This is a genomic window from Halorubrum sp. SP9 (genome assembly GCF_005435015.1).
GTDB classification, from domain to species: domain Archaea; phylum Halobacteriota; class Halobacteria; order Halobacteriales; family Haloferacaceae; genus Halorubrum; species Halorubrum sodomense.
Genome location: NZ_SGXU01000003.1, coordinates 33,150 through 52,151 on the forward strand (window position 1 = coordinate 33,150; position 19,002 = coordinate 52,151).

Consider the following 19,002-nt stretch of genomic DNA (forward strand, 5'->3'; position numbering starts at 1 on the left):
GCCGACCTTATTACGATGAGCGTATTCCGTCCGCGTAATGAGCGAGGACCGGACGATTCTACTCATCGGCAGCGGACCGATCCAGATCGGACAGGCGGCCGAGTTCGACTACTCCGGCGCACAGGCGTGTCGGGCGCTTCAGGAGGAGGGCGCCCGCGTCGTCCTGGTGAACTCGAATCCGGCGACGATCATGACCGACCCCGAGACGGCCGACCGGGTGTACATCGAACCGATCACGCCCGAGGCCATCGCGGAGGTCATCCGGATCGAGGAGCCGGACGGCGTCATCGCGGGGCTCGGCGGCCAGACCGGGCTCAACGTCACCGCCGAGCTCGCCGAGGAGGGCATTCTGGAGGAACACGACGTCGAGGTGATGGGCACGCCGCTCGACACCATCTACGCGACGGAGGACCGCGACCTGTTCCGCCAGCGGATGGAGGACCTGGGGCAGCCGGTCCCCAAGTCGACCACCATCTCGCTGGACGAGGACGAGTCGGTCACCGACTTCGACGAGGAGTACTTCCGCGAGCGGGTCCAGGACGCGGTCGACGCGGTCGGCGGCCTCCCCGTCATCGCCCGGACGACCTACACCCTCGGCGGCTCCGGCTCGGGCGTCGTCGACGAGTTCGAGGAGCTGGTCGAGCGCGTTCGCAAGGGGCTCCGGCTCTCGCGCAACAGCGAGGTGCTGATCACGGAGTCCATCGCGGGCTGGGTCGAGCTGGAGTACGAGGTGATGCGGGACGCCGACGACTCCTGCATCATCATCTGTAACATGGAGAACATCGACCCGATGGGGATCCACACCGGCGAGTCGACGGTCGTTACCCCCTCGCAGGTGATCCCCGACGACGGCCACCAGGAGATGCGCGACGCGGCGCTCGAGGTGATCCGCGACCTCGGCATCCAGGGCGGCTGTAACATCCAGTTCGCGTGGCACGACGACGGCACCCCCGGCGGCGAGTACCGCGTCGTCGAGGTGAACCCGCGCGTCTCCCGCTCCTCGGCGCTGGCGTCGAAGGCGACCGGCTACCCGATCGCCCGCGTGACGGCGAAGGTCGCGCTCGGCAAGCGGCTCCACGAGATCGACAACGAGATCACCGGCGAGACGACCGCCGCCTTCGAGCCCGCCATCGACTACGTGGTGACGAAGGTACCGCGCTGGCCCATCGACAAGTTCGACGACGTGGACTTCGAGCTCGGCACGGCGATGAAGTCCACCGGCGAGGCGATGTCCATCGGTCGGACGTTCGAGGAGAGCATGGTGAAGGCGCTGCGCTCCTCGGAGTACGACCCCGCGGTCGACTTCGACGAGGTGGACGACGCGGAGCTCGAGTCGGGGTACCTCGAACGGCCGACCCCCGACCGCCCGTACGCGATGTTCGAGGCGTTCGACCGCGGCTACGACGTCGACGACGTGATCGACCTGACCGGCATCCACCGCTGGTACGTCGAGCGCTTCGAGAAGATCGCCGACGGCACCGCCGCGGCCGCCGAGGGCGACTTCACCGAGGCGGCGATGGTCGGCCGCACCGACGCCGAGATCGCGGCGACCGCGACGGCCGGCGGCGTCGACGCCGACGTGGGGCGGGTCGAGAGCGAGGTCCCGGACCGCACCTACAAGCAGGTGGACACCTGCGCGGGCGAGTTCGAGGCCTCCACGCCCTACTACTATTCCGCGCGGCTGCCGGAGTTCCTTCAGGGCGCCGACACCGCGGGCGCGGCGGACGAGGTCCGCGTCGACCCGGACGTGGAGAGCGTCGTGGTCGTCGGCGGCGGCCCGATCCGCATCGGGCAGGGCGTCGAGTTCGACTACTGCGCGGTCCACGCGGTGCGCGCGCTCCGCGAGCTCGGAATCGACGCGCACGTGATCAACAACAACCCCGAGACGGTGTCGACGGACTACGACACCTCCGACGGCCTGTTCTTCGAGCCCATCTCGGCCGAGGAGGTCGCCGACGTGATCGAGACGACCGGCGCCGACGGCGTGATGGTCCAGTTCGGCGGGCAGACCTCCGTCAACGTGGGCGAGCCGCTCCGGGCGGAGATCGAGCGTCGCGGGCTCGACTGCGAGATCCTGGGCACGAGCGTCGAGGCGATGGACCTCGCGGAGGACCGCGACCGGTTCAACGTCCTGATGGACGAGCTGGGCGTCGCCCAGCCCGAGGGCGGCACCGCGACGAGCGAGGCGGAGGCGCTGGAGCTCGCCCACGAGATCGGCTATCCGGTCCTCGTCCGCCCCTCCTACGTGCTGGGCGGCCGCGCGATGCGGGTCGTCGAGGACGACGCCGAGCTGGAGGAGTACATCGAGGAGGCGGTCCGCGTCTCGCCGGACAAGCCGATCCTGGTCGACCAGTTCCTCGACGACGCGGTCGAGCTGGACGTCGACGCCGTGGCCGACGGCGAGGACGTGCTTCTCGGCGGCGTGATGGAACACGTCGAGAGCGCGGGCGTCCACTCCGGCGACTCCGCGTGTATGATCCCGCCGCGCTCGCTCGGCGACGAGACGCTCGGCCGGGTGCGCGAGGTCACCGAGGACATCGCTCGCGCGCTCGACACGGTCGGCCTGCTCAACGTCCAGCTCGCGGTGACCGGCGTCCACGACCCCGACGCCGAAAGCGAGGTGTACGTGCTGGAGGCGAACCCGCGCTCCTCGCGGACGGTCCCGTTCGTCTCGAAGGCGACGGGCGTCCCGATCGCCAAGCTCGCGGCGAAGGTGATGACGGACGACCTGACGCTCGCCGACCTCGACGTCGACGAGCAGATCCCCGAACACCGCTCGGTGAAGGAGGTCGTCCTCCCGTTCGACCGCCTGCCGGGCTCGGACCCCCGGCTCGGCCCGGAGATGAAGTCCACGGGCGAGGTGATGGGCACCGCGACCTCCTTCGGGAAGGCGTACGACAAGGCGCAGGACTCGACCGGGAAGCCGATCCCGGAGTCCGGCACCGCGGTCGTCGACCTCTCGGCCGAGGAGTTCCCGGACCCAGGCACCGAGGCGGGCGAGGCGCTCGTCGCGGGGTACGCGGAGCACTTCGATCTGAGCGAGGCGACGGACCTGATCGAGGCGGCCAAGCGCGGCGAACTCGACCTCATCGTCTCGCGCCAGCGCGACCTGCTGGAGGTGGCAGTCGAAGAGGAGATCACCTACTTCTCGACGCACGCCTCCGCGAAGGCGGCGCTCGAAGCGCTCGACCACGCGAGCGACGACCTCGACGTGATGGCGGTCTCGGACCGTCCGAAGCGCGTCGCGGAGTGGGGCGCGGCGGAGTAGCGTCGGAGGGGCGACGCGTCCGTCCGGAGGGGGAACGCACAAGCCGCCCGCCGCCCTCCAGAGCGGTGTGAACGTCGACATTCTGCTGTACGACGGGTTCGACGAACTGGACGGGATCGGCCCCTACGAGGTGTTCGACTACGCGCTCGGCTACGCGGCGGAGGGGTCCGACGGAGACGGCGAGGCCGACGACGACGGCCGCGCCGGGCGCGTCCGCTACGTCACGCTCGACGAACGCGAGGCGGTGACCGCGAGCCACGGGACCCGCGTCGGCGTCGACGGGACCCTTCCCGACCCGGACGCCGACGCTTCCCCCGACCTGCTCGTCGTTCCCGGCGGGGGATGGAGCGCGCGCGACGAGGACGCGAGCGCGTGGGTGGAGGCGCGGAAGGGCGACGTGCCGCGCGCGCTCGCGGCGCACCACGCGGCCGGCACCCGGATCGCCTCGGTGTGTACCGGTTCGATGCTGCTCGCGGAGGCGGGCGTCACCGACGGGCGTCGAGCGGTCACGCACGCCTCCGCGATCGAGGAACTCCGGGAGTCTGGCGCCGAGGTCGTCGACGCGCGCGTCGTCGACGACGGCGACCTGCTCTCCGCGGGCGGGGTCACCTCCGGCATCGACCTGGCGCTGTACGTGGTCGAGCGCGAGTTCGGCGCCGGGGTCGCAGACCGCGTGGCGACCGTCGTCGAGTACGAGCGGCGGTACGAGGTCGCGGCGTAGGTCGCCCGCGACTCAGTCGTCCCCAGCGTCGTCGGGCAGCGGCGCGGCGTCGTCGCCGGTCTCGTCGACCGTGGTCTCGCCGTCGGCGTCGACGGTGATGACGGTGCAGTCGAGCTCGCCGCGGAGGAACGAGTCGATGTCGGGGTCCGAGAGCAGCTTCTGGACCATCCGGCGCCACCGCCCGGCCTGCTTCGAGCCGATGACGACGACGTCGGCGTCCTCGGCGACGATCTCTTCGAGGATCGTCTCCTCGACGAGGAACCCGCGCCGGACGACGTAACGCGCGCGGTCGACCCGGCCGATTCGCTCTTCGACCGCGCGCTTGAGATCGCTGCGCGAGACGCCGCCAGACCGCTGGTAGAGGTCGACGTGGAGGATGGTGAGGGCGGCGTCGCGCTCGGCGGCGACGCGGGCCGCCTCTCGGAGCGTCGCGGCGGAGTGCGACGAGGGAGGGAACCGGACCGGAACCACGACGAGCGTCATGTCGAGTCGGTGGGGCCCGGGGCGTAAATACGCTGTCGATGCGACGGCTCCCCGCGGTCGCCCTCTCGGTCGACCGGCGAGCGCGGTCGGGGTCGAGGACGGCTCAGCCGTGGCCGTCGATCGGGACCGGCTCGTACGGTTCCGCCAGCCAGTCGAGGCTGTTCGCCAGCTCCTGTTCGATCGCCTTCCGCGAGAGCCCGCCAGCGTTGGGGTCGTCGTCGTCCATTCGGAAGTACGCCTTCATCGCGATCACCTGCCGGTCCCGGTCGTACCCGTCGGGCGCCTCGCCGAGGACGCGCTCGCTCTCGCCGGCGTTGTAGGCGTTCGCGGTGTCGAAGAAGTTGATCCCGTGGTCGATCGCGGTGTCGACGACCGCCCGTGCCTCCTCGGCGGAGAGGTGCCAGTCCGCGTCCCCGCCGAACGTGTTCGTCCCGATCCCGATCCGACTCACCTTCGTCCCGGACCCTCCGAGCGTCGTGTACTCCATCCGACCGCCACGCGCGGCGGGGAGGAATTCGTTCGGGTCGCGGCCGCGCCCTCGCGGTGCCCGCGCCTTTTTGTCTCGGCCTCCCGATACGCCGGTAATGGATCGACAGGGAGCGCGGCCGTCGACGGAGGGGTGAGGTGGACCGACTCCCCACGAAGGGGCTCTCGCCGCTCGCGAGTCGGGTCGACGACGTGCTCGCGCGGTACGGCTACGAGATCGGCCCCGCCATCGAGGCGATCGACGACGCCGTGACCGGGTACGGCGGCCTGTTCGACCCGGGGACGAGCGACGGCGAGATCCGGACCGCGGTTGAGGCGGTCCTGGCCGCCGACCCGCCCGCCGAGGGCGACGGCTCGTGGGGCTCCGACGACCGCAGTGTCGTCCTCTACGTCGACGGCAGCTCCCGCGGGAACCGGGGGCCTGCCGGCGCGGGCGCCGTGCTGCGGACCGACGGCGAATCGGCGGTCCGGTTGGGGCGACCGGTCGGGAGGGCCGGGAACAACACCGCGGAGTACGCGGCGCTCCACCTGGGGCTGGAGGCGCTGGCCGCGCGCTGCGACCCCGCCGCCGTCGAGGTCCGCATCGACTCGCGGACCGTCACCGACGACGTCTGGGGGAGCGGCGACGGCGTCGATTCGGCCGCGCCGTACCGGCCGGCCATCCGGGACCGGCTCGCGGCGCTGTCCGCCTGCGACTGGACGCACCTGGCCGACAGCGACCCCAACCCGGCGGACGCCCGGGCGGCGGTCGGCGCCGACATCGCGGCGCTCGGCCCGTGATTCGAGCCCGAAGACGGCCGCTACGACCCGTCTACCTCTCCGTCGGCCGAGACGAGATCCTCGGCGCCGGTCGGCGCCTCGAGCCGGACGGGATGACGCGTGTGCCGCGCGTGCGTCTCCGCCCAGCGCCGGGCCGGCCGCTCCGCGAGGAACCGCTCGCCGTCCGGGCAGCGCCGACACCGAGCGGTCCACGGCGTCACGTCGTCCGGGTAGTGGCCGGTGTGGCGCTCGTGGTCGAGCGCGAACTGCTCGACCGCGTGACCGCCGGGGTCGAGGTCGTCGAGCTCGCGGTCGAGATTCCACTCGCGGCCGCACCGCTCGCAGGAGACGGTCGGTTCCTCGCGGTCGCCGTCGGAGAACGCGTCGTCGGTCACGGGTGCGCTTCGGGCCGCGCGCACTTGAACGGCGACCGGGCCGCGCCTCGACCTCGCCTCACAGCGCCGGCGGCTCGCCGCGACCGATCACGATCTCCTGGCCCTCGACGTCCTCTAAGGCGGCGACTCGACCGCCGATCTCGACGCGGCCGGTCTCGGTCTCGACGACCAGCGACGCCACCTCCTCGGTGTCGACGAACGCGACGTCGACCACCTTTCCGCGGACCGTCACCTCCTCGCCGGTCTCGATGTCGCGCCCCTCCACGCTCGCGTAGAACTCCTCGCCGTCGAACTCGCGGACGTCTTTCACGGCGCGGCGGATCGACGCGTAGCGGCGCGGGAAGGGACGTTCCTCCCCGTCGGCGGCGAGCGTCTCGGCGGTCGTCCAGAGGACCGTTCCGAAGAAGCCGGAGACGAGGAAGCCGAGCGCGGAGCGGTTGAAGATGACGCCGTATCGCTCGCGGTCGTCGCGCAGCGCGTCCTGAGTGGCGTACACGGAGTACTCCCCGTCCCCGACCGCGAGGACCGGCGTGGTGATCCCCCGCCGAGCGCGCGCGATGGTCGCGACCTCTAGGTAGTCGAACTCGGCCGGGTCGGGCGCGTTCGACGCGGGCGTGACGAGCAGTTCGACGCTGACGCCCGCGGCGACTTTCGCGGCGAGCTCGTCGCGGAACCGGCGGAGGAGGCCGGGCGTGAGCGAGACCGCGAGCTCGTACTCCGCGTTCTCGATCACCTCCTCGAGGTACCGGAGGATCGTCGAGCGCGACTTCACGAGCGACACGGCCTCGGTCTCGCGGGTCGGCGCGGTGTAGCGGGCCTCCAGCTCGTCGACCATCTCCGCGAACGACGAGCGCAGGTCGCCGAAGGCGTCGTCGGGGTCGACGGCGACGATCTTCATCGGCCGCGACTCGCGGAGTTCGACGAGCCCGCGGTCCGAGAGGCTCCGGACGGTGTCGTACACCCGCGGCTGCGGGATGTCGGTCCGGTCGGCGATGTCGCTCGCCGTCAGTTCCCCGTGTTCCAACACCGCGAGGTACGCGTCGATCTCGTACTCGCCGAGGTTGAATCGGTCCCCGACGCGATCGAGCGTGTCCCGGAGATCGTCGGTCATATCGGAAGAACGGGGGCGGGGATTATAGCTTTTTACTATGAGTCGAGTTGTACGCGTTTTCGGAGCGTCCTCTATCGGTGTGGACCATCCGGTCTGCCGTCGGTGGCGGACAGTGTGTTGTCCGATTCGCTCCCGGCCGTTCACGGTGGGATTCTCGCCTCGCAGAACGGCGGCGAGCCACGTGCGCAGCCTCGGTGCGCGTTCGGCGGCGCGGGTACCACGCCGCTCGGCGGGGCACGCGCCGACCGTCCGCGGGGAGAAACGCTTTTTCGGGTGGCCGACGGCGGATCGGCTATGGTACTTCCGGCAGGGGCGCCGACTCCGGGGGTGGTCTCGCGACTCACCGAGGTCGCCTCCCGAATCGCGAACCTCCCGGGAGCGGGGCTCCTGACCGTCGTCGCGTCGGTGGCGGTCGGCGTCGTCCTCGCCAACTTCCTCGTCAGACTGATCGGCCGGCCGGTCGCGCGGCGCGTGTCGCGGCAGAGCGTCGCACAGACGATCGTCCGCGGCGTCCGGGCGGGGACCATCGGCGCCGCGCTGCTCGTCGGTCTCAGCGCGGCCGGGTTCCGGTTCTCGGACCTCCTCCTCGGGACGGCGGTGTTCTCGGCCGTGATCGGTATCATCCTCGCGCCGCTGGTCGGGAACTTCATCAACGGCGTGTTCGTCCTCGCCGACCAGCCGTTCGAGATCGGCGACATGATCGAGTTGGAGGACGGGACGGCGGGGTTCGTCGAGGACATCACGATCCGGTACACGAAGATATTCACCCTCGATAACACCTTCCTCGTCGTCCCGAACGGAACGATGCGCGAGCGCGACGTGACGAACCTCTCGGCCGAAGACGAGCGGACCCGGCGCTCGATCGACGTCCTCGTCACCTACGAGAGCGATATCCCGGAGGCGCGCCGCCGGATCGAGCGCGCGGCGCGCGACTGCGAGGCGGTCATCGACGGCGGCCCGGACATCCGTATCGGGGTGGCGCGGTACATGGCGAGCCCCGACTGTCGGCTCCACGAGTTCGGCGACAACGGGATCCTCCTGCGGCTCCGCTACTGGGTGAAAAAGCCGTACAAGCTGCCGAAGGTCCAGTCGGACGTGAACACGAAGATACGCCAGCGGCTCGGGGATCCGGAGGCGAACGTCACGATGGCGTACCCGCACCGGCACCTCGTCTTCGACGACACCTCCGGCGTCGCCCGCGTCGAGGCCGGATCCGGGACGTCGAAGGGCGTCGATCCCGACGCGTCCGCGGCCGCCACCCCGGACCTCAGCGACGACGACGCCGCGGGCTCGGACCGGCCCGGAACCGACGCTTCCGCCACGTCGAACGACGGCGGCGCCCGGCACGACCGGAAGGACCGGGGCGGCGGCGGGGCGGGGCGGTGATCGGATCGGAAGCCTGATAGAGCGCCCCCGGCGTTTGTACGGCAGTGAGCGACGAGCCCGCTGCCGATCCCTCCGATCCGTCGGACTCCTCCGACGGGCCCGACGACACGTCCGCTGACGCCGCCGACCGCCGCGAGGCCGACGAGCGCAGCGACGCGCCCGGCGACGACGACGGCCCGCTCGACGACGAGTCGATCACCGAGGGGAGCCTCCTCCGACCGCTGTTCCGCTTAGCGTGGCCGATCGTCGTCATCCAGCTGTTACAGGTGACGTACAACATCGTCGACACCCTCTACCTCGGCCGGCTCTCGGCGGAGGCCGTCGGCGCGATCAGCCTCGCGTTCCCCCTCATCTTCCTGCTGATCGCGGTCGCCGGCGGCTTCACGACCGCGGGCGCGATCCTCGTCGCGCAGTACACCGGCGCCGACGGCGACGGGTCCGCGGGGCTCGTTGCGGGACAGACGATCTTCACCGTCTCGGTGCTGTCCGTGTTCATCGGGATCGGCGGGTACTTCTACACTCGACCCGCCCTCGAGGTCCTGCCGAGCGACGCCGAGACCGCGGCGACGGTGATCCCACTCGCGGCCGACTACATGGAGGTCATCTTCGCCGGGATTCCCCTGATGTTCGGCTTCTTCGTCTTCTCGGCGCTGATGCGCGGCTACGGCGACACGCGGACGCCGATGGCGGTCATGTTCGTCTCCGTCCTCCTGAACGTCCTGCTCGACCCGTTCTTCATCTTCGGGTTCGACGGCAACCCCCTGTTCGAGTGGCTCGCCGCGGTGCCCGGCCTCGCCGCGCTCGACCCGGTCGCGCTTGAGGCGACCCTGCTCTCGGCGACGGGAGTCACCGGGATCGGCATTCAGGGCGCCGCGCTCGCGACGATCCTCTCGCGCGGCGTCGCGACCGCCATCGGGCTCTGGATCCTGTTCGGGACGGGCTACGGCCCCGACGTGACGCTCGGCCACCTCGCGCCCGACCTCGACTTCATCCGGGACATCTTCCGGCTCGGGCTCCCCTCCAGCGTCGAGCAGACGACGAGCGCGCTCGCGATGATCACACTCACCGCGATGATCGTCACCTTCTCGCCGCCCGTCGTCGCCGCCTACGGGCTCGGCAACCGCCTCATCTCGCTCGTCTTCCTCCCCGCGATGGGGCTCGGCCGCGCCATCGACACGATGGTCGGGCAGAACCTCGGCGCCGACCGCGCTGACCGCGCCGCCAAGGCGGTGAAGTTCGCCGCCACGACCGGCGCGGGCGTGATGTTCCTCGTCGCGGTCGTCGCCGTCGCGTTCACCGAGCCGATCGTGGGCGCGTTCCTCGGCGACGTCCCGGACGCGCCCGAGACCATCTCCTACGCGGTCGAGTACGTCCGGATCCGGTCGGTGGAGTTCGCCTTCATCGGCGTCTCGCAGGTGATCTTAGGCGCGTTCCGCGGCGCCGGCAACACGAAGACCGCGATGGTCATCTCGATTCTCACCCTCTGGGTGGGCCGAGTCGCGAGCGTGGGGTACCTCGTGTTCGTCGCCGGCTGGGGCGAGACCGGCGTCTGGGTCGGCATGGCGCTCGGGAACGTCCTCGGCGCCGTCGTCGGCGTGGCGTGGTTCTCGCGCGGCACGTGGACCGAGCGCTACATCGAGGACCCCGACCCCGGCGTCGACCCGCTGGGCGACGACTGACGCCCCGGATCAGTTGCGATCCGTCACGAGTGAGATATTCCGACCCAATCGCGCTCAATACTGGGGTAGCGATGAGAGATTGCGGGAGTGAGTATAGTACATCATGAGTGAGGTCATTTATGATCCACCGCCACCCCACCCATGACCACACTCCACATCACCGTCGGCGACCGAGAACAGCTCCGTGAGGACGCACTCCAGTTCGTCCGGGACGTCGAGGACGACGACCAAGACGGAAAGGCGACGCTCCAGTTCGGAACCTACGACGACTTCGTCGACAGCCTCACGCCGCTCCGCCTGAATCTCGTCCGAGCGATCGCCGAGGAGGCCCCCGAAAGCATGCGCGAAGCGGCGCGGCTCGTCGAGAGAGACGTGTCCGACGTCCACTCTAACCTGAAGCAGCTGGAAGTACTGGGTATCCTGACGCTCGAAGAGGGCGGCCCCGGCGGCGCGATACAACCGGTCGTCCCATTCGACCGCATCGAAGTCCACATGGACTACCCGCTCATCGATGACGGGGATGCCGACAGCGCCCCCGCGAGTGCGTAATCGGTTCGTCTCAAGCTTGGAGGATTCTCAGCGATCAATTCGCACTCTTCAGCGACCAGCCGTTTCAGGCGAATATACGTCTGAAGAAGAGATTTCAGCTGAGCCGACGCTCCGATAACCGGTCGCCTGTGCGCTCAGTGTCTGAACAGGTACACCGCGTCGTCGTCGCGCAGCAGACAGAACCGCGCGCCGTCGTTCTCGGGGAACGTCGTCCCGCTCTGTCGGGTGACGAACAGGCGCGAGAAGGCGTCGTCGCACACGGGACACGCCATCCCCTCGCGGTTCGCCCAGAGGCTCGTCGCGCCCGCGTCGCGGAGCTGTTTCAGTTCGTGGCGGTGGTCGTGGACGTCGAAACTCGTCATGGGCGGCGATTCGCCGGCGGGGTGTTGAACGTGTCCTCGCGAGTCTCAGTTCGGAGAACGCGCGGTCAGCTCTTCAGTCGCATCGGCTGTTTCTCCCCGTAGGTGAGCGTCCGCCACACCCACTCGACCGGGCCGAACCGGAAGTACCGCAGCCAGAGCACGGACAGCGGGACCTGGACCGCCCAGATGGCGACGACGATCCCGTACTGCTCGACGCGGCTGACGTACCCGAACAGCCCGAAGCCGTGGCCGTAGAAGATCGTGGTCGCGATCACCGTCTGGAGGAGGTAGTTCGTGAACGCGGTCCGCCCGACGGCGGCGAACGCCCGCGTCACGGGACCGTCGGGGCGCCGCTCCGCGTACAGCATGACGAGGCCGAGGTACCCGCCCGCCACGAGGAAGCTCCCGACGAAGTTGAACTGGAGGTAGAACAGCGCGGCGTCGGCGCTCCAGTCGTTCGCCTGGATGTACGCGACGCCCGCGACGACGACCGCGAGGCCGACGACGCCGACGCCGACGAGCCGGCGGTATAACCGCCGCGACCGGTCGCCGGTCAGGACGCCCCACTTGTACAGCGCCATGCCGAGCAGCATGGTGCCGCCGATCTGCCAGAAGCTCTGGACGATCCCGACCTGTCGGTTGAACGCGGTCGGCGCGCGGTGGTCGAACTGTTCGAGCCACCCGCCGCGGTAGGCCATCACCTCCCGTCGGATCGCGGCCTCCGAGGGCGCCCAGAACCCCCTGACGGCCTCGGGACCGAGCGACACCGCGGCGAACAGCCGCAGGCCGACGAAAAGCAGCAGGCAGCCGACGCCGAGCGCGGCCAGCTTCCGGGCCTCCAGATCGCGAACGAACACCAGGAACAACCCCGAGAGGCCGTAGGCCACGAGGATGTCGCCGTACCACAGGAGGTAGGCGTGGAGGAGTCCGATCGCGATGAGCACCGCGGTCCGGCGGTAGTGGAGCCGGACGGCGTCCTGTCCCTTCCGCTCCTTGCTTTCGGTGAACAGGACGATCCCGGCGCCGAACAGGGCCGAGAACAGCGTGATGAACTTGTTCTGCGCGAACACGTGGCCGACGAACCAAGCCCAGTAGTTCGCGCCGGTGAAGTCGCCGTACGTGGTTGGGTTCGTCAGGGTCGACTCCGGCATCGCGAACACCCAGACGTTGATCACGAGGATGCCGAGCAGCGCGAACCCCCGGAGCGCGTCGAGGCTGGTGATCCGTTCGGAGGGCGGCGTCGGGCCGGGATCGCTGGTCACGAGTTATCCGACGGAAGTGCCCCCAGCACCGAATAGGTTCCCATCGCGGAACGGCTCAGTCCAGTCGGACCGCCGCGCCGGTCTCGGAAGAGCGGTAGATCGCGTCGATGACGCGCTGGACGCGTAACCCCTCCTCGACGGTGTTGATCGCCGGCGCCTCGTCCGCGGCGACCGCCTCGAGGAAGGTCGCCTGCTCGGCGGCGTGGGCGTCGCCGTCGCGCGTCTCCACGGTCGCGTCCGAGAAGTGGTGGCCGCCGCCGACGGCGGCCTCGTGGACCGTGAGGTCGCCGCTGCCGCGGTCGAACGTCGCGCCCGCCTCGGTGCCGCGAACGACGAACTCATCCGTCGCCGGGCGGTTCGTCGCCCACGCGACCTCCAGTGACACCGTGGAACCGTCCGCACCGCGGATGAACGCGGACGCGGAGTCGTCGACGTCGAACCCCTCGGGGCCGGCGTCGTCGCCCCACATGTGGACGTACGCGTAGTCGTCGCGCCCGCCGAACTCCGAGCGCGTCTCGCCCGAGACCTCCACGACCTCGGGGTGGTCGAGGAAGTAGAGGGCGAGGTCGATCGCGTGGACGCCGATGTCGATGAGCGCGCCGCCGCCGGCGACGTCCGCGGACGTGAACCACGACCCGCGACCGGGGACGCCGCGCCGCCGCACGTAGTTCGCCTCGACGTGGGTGGTCTCGCCGAACCGCCCCTCGTCCTGGTAGTGTTTGATCACCCGGACCGGCTCCGCGAACCGGTTGTTGAACCCGACCATACAGAACCCCTCGGCCGCGCGGGCGGCGTCCGCGATGCGCTCGGCGCTCTCGAGCGAGTGCGCCAGCGGCTTCTCTAAGAGGACGTCGAGCCCGGCCGAAAGCGCCGAGGTCGCGTACTCCTCGTGGAAGCGGTTCGGCGTGGTAACCAACACGGCGTCGCACGCCTCGTAGAGGGCCGCTTCCTCCTCGTAGGCGGGGAGGTCGAACTCCTCGTGGAACCGCTCTCGGGCGTCCGCGTCGATGTCCATCCCGCCGACGAGGTTCGCGCCGCGCTCGGTGAGCTTCGTCGCGTGGTGGGACCCGATACCGCCGAGGCCGACGATCCCGACGGCGACGTCGTTCGGATGCGTCATGGACGGGATTCACAACGGGAGTTGTTAAGGCTCACGTCCCGTCGCGCGCGCCGCGAAAGCGACAGTTCGCCCCCCGGAACGACCGGATCACGCGGCCGGGAAGGCGATGACGGCGGCGATCGCGCCGTCGACGACCGCCGTCGCGCCGTCGGTCATCGCGGGCGACAGCGAGTCGACGACGTCGAAGAGGTCACCGAGCGCGCCCGCGTTCTCGGCCAGCCCGTCGCGCGCGTCGAGGAGCGCCCGGAACCGCTCGGGCTCGCGGGCGATCACGAACCGACCGACGGACGCGCCCGTGACGAGGAACGCAAGGGCGGCGAGCGCGCGCGATATCGCGAGCAGCTTCAAGAGGACGGGGAGCGCCAACGCCACCGCGAGCGCGGCGACGACTCCGGTCACGACCTCGCCGAGCGAGCCGCCGTCGGCGAGGTCGACGACGCCCGCGCCGGAGAGCAGGACGAAGCCGCCGACGGAGAGGGCCAACAACCCCCAAATGAACGCCGCCAACAGCCGGACTGGACCGTCGTAGCCCCTTCCGGGATCGTCCGGGACGTCGTCGTGAACCCACGGGTTTCGCATACGCGCACTCGGCGTCGGGCCCACATATAGATCGCTTCAGATCTCGGAAACGCTCGGTGTGAAACGGAGCGGTCACTCCCCGGGTCGGGGTCCCGTCATCCACTCGCTCGCCTGCGGCTCGTTCGGGTCGGTGACGACCTCGACGAGCGCGGGCCCGTCCCGAGTCCGAGCGCGCTCGACGGCGTCACCCACCGCGTCGCGCTCGCGGACGCGCTCGGCCGGCAGGCCCATACCCGACGCGACCGCGACGAGGTCGAGACCGGTCTCCCCCCAGCCGTAGGCCCCCTCGGAGAAGTCGTACGAGCGCGACGCCTCCTCGCTGATGATCGCGTAGTCGTCGTTGTTGAGCGCGACGACGGTGACGTCTATCCCCTCGCTCGCAAGCGTGTGAAGTTCGTGAACGCACATCATGAGCCCCCCGTCGCCGGTGAGCGCGACGGCGTCGCGGTCGGGGTTCGCCAGCTTGGCGCCGATCGCGGACGGGACCCCGGTGCCCATCGTCGCCCACGAGCCCGGGTTGACGTACGAGCGCGGCCCGGACGCGGGGAACGAGACGAGCGTCCACAGCCGGAACCCGCCGGCGTCGGCGGTGACGACCGCCTCCTCGGGGACCGCGTCGCGCACCGCGGAGAGGGCTTCGACCGAGCGGAGCGGGCGGTCGTCGCGGTCCCGGTCCTCGGAGAGCGCCGCGAACCGGTCGCGGTCGGCCGCGCGGACCGCCTCGGCGCGCTCGGCGCCGTCGCGGTCGCGAGGCGGCGCGCGCTCGTCGGCGAATTCCTCGTCGAGCGCGCGCAGGAAGCGGTCGGCGTCGGCGACGACGCCGAGGTCCGTCTCGTAGCCGAACCCCACGTCGTCGCCGTCGAGCGTGACGTGGATCAGCGTCTCCGGCATCGCGACGGACCACGAGGCGGTCGCGACCGCGTCGAGGTCGGAACCGACGACGAGCCCCGCGTCGGCGTCCGCGAGGAGGTCGCGGAGCTCCGCGCTCGCCCCGCCACAGAGGACGCCCGCCGACAGGGGGTGCGTCTCCGGGAGCGTCCCCTTGCCCTTGTACGTCGTCACGACCGGCGCGTCCAGCGCCTCGGCGACCGCTCGGAGCGCGTCGCTCGCGTCCGATCGCCTGACGCCGCCGCCGGCGAGGACGACGGGCGCCGTCGCGTCGGTCAAGAGGTCGGCGGCCTCTGCGACCGCCTCCGCGGGCGGAGCCGGCGGTGGCGAGGGGCCGCAGTCGCCCACCGCCGGCTGGGGCGTGCGGCCCGCGAGGACGTCCTTCGGGATCCCGACGCGGACCGGGCCCTGCGGGTGTTCGCGGGCGGTCCGGATCGCCTCGGCGACCGCGGGGACCGCGCCCGCGGGCGAGTCCACGAGGACGTTCTCCTTGACGACCGTGTCGTACGTCTCCGGGGGCGTCTCGTGGATGCCGTCGCCGCCGCGCACTGAGCGCTCCGTCTCGACGGCGAGGTGGAGGAGAGGGACGCAGTCGTTCAGGGCGTTCTTCAGCCCGTTCATCGCGTTCGTGTCGCCCGGGCCGGGGACGACGCAGGTGGCGGCCATCGCGCCCGGCGCGCTCGTCTCGGCGTACCCCCACGCCTGATGGGGGACGGCGGTCTCGTGGCGGGCGACGACGAACCGCGCGTCGCGGTCGGCGAGCGCCCGGTTCAGCGGGAGGGTCTGCTTTCCGGGGATGCCGAAGACGGTGTCGACGCCGCGGTCGAGCATGGCGTCGACGACCGCCTCCGCGACGGTCGGGGGCTCGGCGTCCCTGTCGGCGGCGGGCGAAGGCTCGTCGGCGTCCATGTCGCGAAGTCGCCGGAGCGGGTGTTGAAAGCTTCGCCCGCCGACGGGCCGCGAGCGGTCGGCGGGGACCCGGCGGGGCGCGGTCGGGGGAACGCCTCGGAGGCGCGGCGACGTCTCCGGTCACACGTACACTTATGCTCGCGTGCGCTGACATATGGTATGTATGCGCTTACCAGAAACTCGTGACCTGTTCGCGAGGAAGCTACAGTTTCCGGCGCCCCGAGACGAGGTGCTGGAGACGGTCGGTGACACGGAGCTGTCGCCGCCGGACGGGGAGTCCACGACGATCCGGGCGGTCATCGATCGATCGGACGTCGAGACGTTCGACTCGGCGGACGACCTCTACGACACGCTGATGCTGCTCGTCGGCGCCCAGTTCATCGGCCGCCGGTACTACGACGACCGCGGCGGAATACCGGGGGACGAGGAGAACGAGGTGAGCTTCTGATGTCCGTCACGCTCGTGTCGGGAGTCAACGGCGTCGGTCTCTCGAGCGTCTGTCAGGCGGTCCGACGCGGACTCGGAGACGGGTACAAGCTGATCAACTTCGGGGACGTGATGCTCGAACAGGCGGCGACGATGGGCATCACGACCGAGCGGGCCCAACTCGGCACGCTCTCGCAGACCGAGACGCGTCGCCTCCAGCGTCGCGCGGGCGAGTTCGTCGCCGAGGAGGCGGAGACGACGAACGTGATCCTCTCGACGCACCTCGCGGTCGAAACGCAGACCGGCTACGTCCAGGGGCTCCCGGTCGAAGTGCTTCAGGACGTCTCGCCGGACGCGTTCGTCCTCGTGGAGGCGGAGCCGGCGACGATCCTCGAACGGCGGCGAGAGAGCGACCGCGACCTCGACGGAGTCACCGAACGTCAGATCGACTTCGAGCAGGACCTCAACCGCTCCGCGGCGCTCCAGTACGCGAGGGACCGGAACGCGCCCGTCCGGTTCGTCCAGAACGAGGGGGAGATCGAAGCGGCGGCCGAGCGCCTGACGGACTCGCTCTGACCGGGCGACCCGGGTCGACTCACGCCGCGGGCCGAGGGGACCGCGTCGCGGGCTACTCCGCCACGTTCGTCTCGCGGACGCGGACGCCCTTCCGACCGAGGTGGCGCATCTGGCGCTGGGCGAACTCCTCCTCGCTCGACCCGCGCGTCGCGAGGACGTAGACGAGCGCCGAGCCGGTCGGCCGCATCGTGCGACCGGCGCGCTGCGATCCCTGTCGGCGGGACCCGCCCAGCCCGCTCGCGACGACGGCGAGCTCGGCGTTCGGGAGGTCGATCCCCTCGTCGCCGACCCGGGAGACGACGAGGACGTCGAGGCCGTCGCCGTCGGTACCGTCAGTGCTGCTGTCCTCGGCCCGGAACCGGCGGAACAGCTCCGCCCGCTCGTGGTGGGGCGTCTCGCCGCTGATGAAGGGGGCCCCGAGCGCGTCGGCGATCGCGTCGCCGTGGTCGAGGTACTCGACGAAGACGAGCGCCTTCTTCTCGCGGTGGGCGGCGAGCAGGTAGCGGATCTCCTCGACCTTCGCGGGGTTCTCGGCCGCGAGCCGTCTGCGCTCCCGGCCGTCCGCGGCGGCGTACTCGTTGCGGGCCGTCTCGTCGCGCCACGGGACGTAGCGGATCTCCACTTCCGGCTCCTGGACGAAGCCCGCCTCGAAGAGGGAATCCCAGTCGGCGCCGATCGGCTGGCCGATCAGAGTGTAGACGTCTTCCTCGCTCCCGGTCTCGCTGACGGGCGTCGCGGAGAGCCCGAGCCGGTGTCGGCTCTGGAACTCGGCCGTCCGAGAGTAGACGGGAGCGGTGACGTGGTGCACCTCGTCGAAGCAGATCAGTCCCCACTCTCGGGAGTCGAAGAGGCTCCGGTGGCGGTCCATCCCGGCGATCTGGTAGGTCGCGATCGTGACGGGGCGGACGTCCTTCGTGCCCCCGTGATACAGTCCGACGTCCGCGGGGTCTATCGTGGAGTGGTCGAGCAGTTCCTCGCGCCACTGGTCAGCGAGTTCGCGGGAGGGGACCAGGATGAGGGTCTCGCCGCCCACGCCCGCGATCGTCGCGATCGCGGCGACGGTCTTGCCGGACCCGGGCGGCCCAACGTACACGCCCGACTTGCGGTCGAGGAACGTCTCGACCCAGGTCGCCTGGTACTCGCGGAGGTCGGTCGTGAGGTCGATCTCGACCGGGTCGCCGGTCTCAAGGTCGCGGTCGTCCTCGACGGGGTAGCCCGCGTCGTAGAGCGCGCGCTTCACCGCGGCGACGGCGTCCTCGTTGACCCACGCCTCGGTGTCCGAGATGGGCGCGCGGAGGTGGTCGTCGTCGAGGTGCTGGTCGGCGACGTTGCCCATCAGGTTCTCCGAGGCGGCCTCGAGCACCACGTAGCCGTCCGCGTGGGTGTACAGCCGGAACCGGTGCGCGCGGCGCCACTGGTCGCGCACCCACTCCTCGAGGTGCTCGAACCGCCGCGGCAGCACCGAGCGGAGCGCGTCGACGAGCGCGCCGGCGTCGTCGAACGGCGCGGCCCACACGTCCTCCTGCCGGATCCGGTAGAGGTACCCGCGGGTCCCCGGCTCGGTGCCGGTGGTGTCGACGAGCTGCGCGAACTGCGAGAGCCGCGCCCGGGTGTACTGCGTCGGGCGGTCGACGACGATCTCGCGGCGCTTCGGGAAGGCCACGACGCGCTCGCGGCTCGCCAGCGCGCCCCAGTCGCGCGGGTAGAAGACGACGGGGTCGGCCTCGACATCGAGCCGGTCCACGTCGCCGCGGTCGACGAGCGCGGCGAGCGCGTCGCGGGCCGCGGCCTGCGTCGTGCCGAGTCGCCGGGCGACCTCGCTCGCGGTCGCGACCGGGCGCTCCTCGGCTTCGAGCGCCTCGTGGAAGCGGTCTAAGGAGAGATCGTCGTCGGAGCTGTCGGGGTCGGGCGTCGCGTCGTCGTCGGGAGCGTCGCCTCCGGAGTCATCGCCGGCGTCGTCGCCGGTGTCGTCGGTCATCACCGCCGCTTCGGCCGCGACGCGGAAATGGATAGCGTCACTGGTCGACGCCCCGGCGGTCGACC

At 70.7% G+C, this 19,002-nt stretch carries 17 protein-coding genes and 1 pseudogene; 8 read left to right on the top strand and 10 right to left on the bottom strand.

The features are described from left to right. Positions 1 to 37 precede the first annotated feature (37 nt). Both carB and EXE45_RS03035 read left to right on the top strand, forming a co-directional pair. The gene (carB, locus tag EXE45_RS03030; protein ID WP_137693487.1) at positions 38 to 3,268 is read left to right on the top strand and encodes a carbamoyl-phosphate synthase large subunit; all 3,231 of its coding nucleotides are present in this window, start codon (positions 38 to 40) and stop codon (positions 3,266 to 3,268) included. Positions 3,269 to 3,335: 67 nt separating this feature from the next. After that, positions 3,336 to 3,989, top strand: a complete 654-nt coding sequence (locus EXE45_RS03035; RefSeq protein ID WP_137693488.1) for a DJ-1/PfpI family protein — start codon at positions 3,336 to 3,338, stop codon at positions 3,987 to 3,989. A 12-nt stretch (positions 3,990 to 4,001) separates the two neighbouring features. Here EXE45_RS03035 and EXE45_RS03040 read toward each other — a convergent pair whose 3' ends face one another. Next, the gene (locus EXE45_RS03040; RefSeq protein ID WP_092924224.1) at positions 4,002 to 4,472 is read right to left on the bottom strand and encodes a universal stress protein; all 471 of its coding nucleotides are present in this window, start codon (positions 4,470 to 4,472) and stop codon (positions 4,002 to 4,004) included. Between the two features lie 145 nt (positions 4,473 to 4,617). Then, a pseudogene (locus tag EXE45_RS03045) lies at positions 4,618 to 4,959 on the bottom strand (aldo/keto reductase); the annotation flags it as partial. Between the two features lie 137 nt (positions 4,960 to 5,096). On the opposite strand from EXE45_RS03045, the gene EXE45_RS03050 reads away from it, so the two are divergent. Continuing rightward, positions 5,097 to 5,738: an RNase H family protein gene (locus EXE45_RS03050; protein WP_137693489.1), complete on the top strand. Its 642-nt coding sequence runs from the start codon at positions 5,097 to 5,099 to the stop codon at positions 5,736 to 5,738. Between the two features lie 20 nt (positions 5,739 to 5,758). Here EXE45_RS03050 and EXE45_RS03055 read toward each other — a convergent pair whose 3' ends face one another. Then, positions 5,759 to 6,112: a hypothetical protein gene (locus tag EXE45_RS03055; protein WP_092924218.1), complete on the bottom strand. Its 354-nt coding sequence runs from the start codon at positions 6,110 to 6,112 to the stop codon at positions 5,759 to 5,761. 58 nt (positions 6,113 to 6,170) lie between these two features. Continuing rightward, positions 6,171 to 7,223 carry an HTH-type sugar sensing transcriptional regulator TrmB gene (trmB, locus tag EXE45_RS03060; RefSeq protein ID WP_092924215.1) on the bottom strand — a complete coding sequence of 351 codons (1,053 nt, stop codon included), beginning with the start codon at positions 7,221 to 7,223 and terminating at the stop codon, positions 6,171 to 6,173. Positions 7,224 to 7,517: 294 nt separating this feature from the next. Here trmB and EXE45_RS03065 point away from each other — a divergent pair, with 294 nt between their 5' ends. The 3 genes from EXE45_RS03065 (at position 7,518) to EXE45_RS03075 (ending at position 10,837) form a co-directional block, all read left to right on the top strand. After that, positions 7,518 to 8,609, top strand: a complete 1,092-nt coding sequence (locus EXE45_RS03065; RefSeq protein ID WP_137693490.1) for a mechanosensitive ion channel family protein — start codon at positions 7,518 to 7,520, stop codon at positions 8,607 to 8,609. A 44-nt stretch (positions 8,610 to 8,653) separates the two neighbouring features. Beyond that, a complete protein-coding gene (locus EXE45_RS03070) occupies positions 8,654 to 10,288 on the top strand; it encodes an MATE family efflux transporter (protein WP_092924209.1) in 1,635 nt (544 codons plus the stop codon). A 141-nt stretch (positions 10,289 to 10,429) separates the two neighbouring features. Then, positions 10,430 to 10,837 (top strand): transcriptional regulator, encoded by a 408-nt coding sequence (locus EXE45_RS03075; RefSeq protein WP_092924206.1) that lies wholly within the window; start codon positions 10,430 to 10,432, stop codon positions 10,835 to 10,837. A gap of 134 nt (positions 10,838 to 10,971) precedes the next feature. On the opposite strand, the gene EXE45_RS03080 is transcribed toward EXE45_RS03075, so the two are convergent. The 5 genes from EXE45_RS03080 to EXE45_RS03100 all read right to left on the bottom strand — a co-directional run bounded on the left by EXE45_RS03080 (position 10,972) and on the right by EXE45_RS03100 (position 15,957). Beyond that, positions 10,972 to 11,199 (bottom strand): flagella cluster protein, encoded by a 228-nt coding sequence (locus EXE45_RS03080; RefSeq protein ID WP_092924203.1) that lies wholly within the window; start codon positions 11,197 to 11,199, stop codon positions 10,972 to 10,974. A gap of 65 nt (positions 11,200 to 11,264) precedes the next feature. Beyond that, positions 11,265 to 12,461, bottom strand: coding sequence for a DUF418 domain-containing protein (locus EXE45_RS03085; protein ID WP_137693491.1), 1,197 nt, complete (start codon positions 12,459 to 12,461; stop codon positions 11,265 to 11,267). 55 nt (positions 12,462 to 12,516) lie between these two features. After that, positions 12,517 to 13,581: a Gfo/Idh/MocA family protein gene (locus EXE45_RS03090; protein WP_137693492.1), complete on the bottom strand. Its 1,065-nt coding sequence runs from the start codon at positions 13,579 to 13,581 to the stop codon at positions 12,517 to 12,519. A gap of 87 nt (positions 13,582 to 13,668) precedes the next feature. Continuing rightward, a complete protein-coding gene (locus tag EXE45_RS03095; protein WP_137693493.1) occupies positions 13,669 to 14,160 on the bottom strand; it encodes a hypothetical protein in 492 nt (163 codons plus the stop codon). Positions 14,161 to 14,232: 72 nt separating this feature from the next. After that, positions 14,233 to 15,957 (bottom strand): thiamine pyrophosphate-binding protein, encoded by a 1,725-nt coding sequence (locus EXE45_RS03100; RefSeq protein ID WP_092924191.1) that lies wholly within the window; start codon positions 15,955 to 15,957, stop codon positions 14,233 to 14,235. Positions 15,958 to 16,120: 163 nt separating this feature from the next. On the opposite strand from EXE45_RS03100, the gene EXE45_RS03105 reads away from it, so the two are divergent. Both EXE45_RS03105 and EXE45_RS03110 read left to right on the top strand, forming a co-directional pair. Continuing rightward, positions 16,121 to 16,405: a hypothetical protein gene (locus EXE45_RS03105; RefSeq protein ID WP_092924188.1), complete on the top strand. Its 285-nt coding sequence runs from the start codon at positions 16,121 to 16,123 to the stop codon at positions 16,403 to 16,405. After that, on the top strand, positions 16,405 to 16,959 hold the full coding sequence (locus EXE45_RS03110) for an adenylate kinase (RefSeq protein ID WP_092924185.1): 555 nt from the start codon (positions 16,405 to 16,407) through the stop codon (positions 16,957 to 16,959). The genes EXE45_RS03105 and EXE45_RS03110 overlap by 1 nt, the downstream gene beginning before the upstream one ends. A 52-nt stretch (positions 16,960 to 17,011) precedes the next feature. Here EXE45_RS03110 and EXE45_RS03115 read toward each other — a convergent pair whose 3' ends face one another. Next, complete coding sequence (locus EXE45_RS03115) at positions 17,012 to 18,937, bottom strand: DEAD/DEAH box helicase (RefSeq protein WP_137693494.1); 1,926 nt, start codon at positions 18,935 to 18,937, stop codon at positions 17,012 to 17,014. Positions 18,938 to 19,002: the final 65 nt, after the last annotated feature.